The 3,037-nt window shown below is 65.5% G+C and carries 2 protein-coding genes; both read left to right on the forward strand.

Translation table 11 applies throughout. The annotated features are described in order from the left end of the window. Positions 1-236 precede the first annotated feature (236 nt). Positions 237-1,151, forward strand: coding sequence for an SDR family NAD(P)-dependent oxidoreductase (locus tag RM96_RS29685; RefSeq protein ID WP_039015318.1), 915 nt, complete (start codon positions 237-239; stop codon positions 1,149-1,151). Positions 1,152-1,288: 137 nt separating this feature from the next. Beyond that, entirely contained in the window at positions 1,289-2,857 is a 1,569-nt protein-coding gene (locus tag RM96_RS29690) for a class I adenylate-forming enzyme family protein (RefSeq protein ID WP_039015319.1), read from the forward strand. Positions 2,858-3,037: the final 180 nt, after the last annotated feature.

Below are 3,037 nucleotides of genomic sequence, written 5' to 3' on the forward strand. Positions count from 1 at the left end.
GGCGGCTTGCCCCCCCCCCCCGCTTGGGGGAGGGGGGTGGGGGGGGGGGGCAGGCGCTTGCAGTGGCGATACCTTTCACTTCGTGGCGGCGCTAGCCCTCACCCCCTGCCCCTCTCCCACTGGCGTGGGAGAGGGGAGCAACCAGCCTGTCCCATGGTGGCATTGAACAACCGGCATGCGTGTCCGGGCAAACCACCACGCAAGCCATTCATCATCCAGTACTTCGAGGTAATACCATGACGATTCGCTTTGACGGCCGTGTGGCCATTGTGACGGGTGCCGGCAACGGCCTGGGCCGCGTGCACGCGCTGGAACTGGCCCGCCTCGGCGCCAAGGTTGTGATTAACGACTTCGGCGGCAGCCGCGACGGCAAGGGCGGCTCTTCCGACGCCGCGCTGGCCGTGGTCGACGAGATCCGCAAGGCCGGCGGCCAGGCCATCGCCAACGGTGCCAACGTCGCCGACTTCGAGCAGGCCACCGCCATGGTCGAGCAGGCCAAGGCCGAGTTCGGCCGCGTCGACATCCTGATCAACAACGCCGGCATCCTGCGCGACAAGACCTTCTCCAAGATGGAGATGGCCGACTTCCGCGCCGTGGTCGACGTGCACCTGATGGGGTCGGTCTATTGCACCAAGGCCGTGTGGGAAACCATGCGCGAGCAGAACTACGGCCGCGTGCTGATGACGACGTCGGCGGCCGGCCTGTTCGGCAACTTCGGCCAGACCAACTACGGCGCGGCCAAGATGGCCGTGGTCGGCCTGATGAACATGCTGGTGACCGAAGGCAGGAAGAACGATATCCGCGTCAATACGCTGGCACCGATGGCCGCCACGCGCATGACCGAAGACGTGCTTCCGGAAGATATCCTCAAGGCGACCGGTCCGGAGCAGGTGACGCCGGGTGCGCTCTTCCTGGTCAGCGAGAACGCGCCGAGCAAGGTTATCCTTGGCGCCAGCGGCAGCGTGTTCTCGGCCATCCGGCTGCAGGAGACCACTCCGGTGTACATCCCGCGCGAGGAACTGTCCGTGGATGCCGTGGCGGCGCACTTTGCACAGATCAACGACTGGAGCGCCTCGGCCCATCGCGACGACGCCAACCAGCAGGTGCATGCGTTCGTCACCACCATGATGCAGCATGCCAAGGCTGCCTGATCCGGCGGAGCCTGGCGCGTAGCCTGGGGAAGGGAATCCTGGTCGGGGGGCCGGGGTTCCCTTCATGCATTGGAATGCCCGATCCGCATCGAGGCGCCGCGCTTACGGTGCGGACTGAGAAGAAAAGGAGACAAAGGATGAAGACGAATTTTGCCCGCCTGTTCGCCAACCTGGTCCTGCGCTTCGGCGACCGGGAGGCGCTGGTCAATATCGAACGCAACCGCCGCTACACCTACCGCGAGTTCCATTCGGTGACCAACCGCATCGTGAACATGATGCGCGAGCGTCTGCAGCTGCGCCGCGGCGACATCTATCTCTGCGTGCTCGAGAACGACAATATGTCGCTGCTGCATTTCTGGACGGCGCTCAAGGGCGACGCGGCGGCAGCCTATACGAACTTCCGTGATGCGTTCGACGAGCACCGCCGCCAGGCCGAGTACATCCGCCCCAAGGTCGTGTTTATCGAAACCGCGTTGCTCGACCGCTACTACGGCATGCTGCGCGAGCTGGGCGCCACGGTGGTCTGCATGGATCCGCCGGCCGAAGCGCGCGAAGGTTTGCATTATTTCTGGGACCTGATGGAAGGCGTGCCTGACCACGATCCCGGCGTCGAGAACGACGCGAACAAGGACATCCTGGTCTACCGCTTCACCGGCGGCACCACGGGCGCCGGCAAGTGCGCCCAGTACACCATGGACAACTGGCTGGCCTGCCGCGACACGATGTTCATGGAGGCAGAACAAGTCCAGCTACCCGATACGCGCATGCTGCATATGGCCCCGATCAGCCACGGCTCCGGCTTCGGGGTCCTGGCGACGCTGTTCCGCGGCGCCTGCACCGTGACGCAGAACCTGCCGGACCTGGCACTGATGTGCCGGAACATCGAGGCCGAGAAGATCACGATGACGCTGCTGCTGCCGACGCTGATCTACCGGCTGCTCGACATGCCCGAAGCGGCAAACTACGACCTGTCCTCGCTGCAGACCATCGCGTATGGCGGGGCACCCATGAGCCCGGCCAAGCTGCGGCGGGCGCAGGAACGCTTCGGCAATGTCTTCGTGCAGTACTACGGCGCGACCGAAAGCCTCCAGTCCGTCGCCATCCTGGGCAAGGGCGATCACCTGACCGCGACGGATGACCAGCTCGGCTCCGCTGGCCGGCTCCAGCCGCATGTCGAGGTCAGGATCGTCGATCACGACGGCAACGACGCGGCACCGGGCACGGTCGGCGAGATCTGGGCGCGCAGCCGCGGCGTGATTTCCGGCTACTACCGGAATCCCGAGGCGACCGCCGCCGAATTCGAGGACGGGTTCTGGAAGTCCGGAGACCTCGGCTATATCGACGCGGAAGGCTACGTCCACCTGGTGGACCGCAAGAAGGACATGATCATCACGGGCGGCTTCAACGTCTACGCCATCGAAGTGGAGGCGGCACTCAATGCGCACCCGGCGGTGTCGATGTCGGCCGCCGTGGGCGTTCCGAGCGAGGAGTGGGGCGAAGCCGTGCACGCCGAGGTGCAGTTGCGCAGGGGCGCGCAAGTCAGCGAGCAGGACCTGATTGCGTTCGTCAAGGAGCGGCTCGGCAGGTTCAAGGGGCCCAAGTCGATCACGTTCGTTGAAGCGCTGCCGGTCAGTGTGGTGGGGAAGGTGCTGCGGCGGCAGGTGCGGGACAAGTATTGGCAGGGCAAGGGTCGGCACGTGGCGTGAGCAGTGGGGCCAGACTGCTGACGACATCAAGACTGAGATTGTTGTCTCCCCTCTCCCGCGTAGTGGGAGAGGGGCGGGGGTGAGGGCTGGAGTGTCAACGAAGTGAAAGTCGTCGGTATGCCGGCGCCTGGCCCCCCCCCCCCCCCCCCCCCCCCCCCCCGGGGGGGGGGGGGGAAAAAA

It is taken from the genome of Cupriavidus sp. IDO, from assembly GCF_000812465.1.
In the GTDB taxonomy this organism is placed as follows: Bacteria; Pseudomonadota; Gammaproteobacteria; order Burkholderiales; family Burkholderiaceae; genus Cupriavidus.

Coding starts and splice junctions, on each gene's coding strand:
- RM96_RS29685 (WP_039015318.1), top strand. CDS start 237: ATGACGATTCGCTTTGACGGCCGTGTGGCCATTGTGACGGGTGCCGGC.
- RM96_RS29690 (WP_039015319.1), top strand. CDS start 1,289: ATGAAGACGAATTTTGCCCGCCTGTTCGCCAACCTGGTCCTGCGCTTC.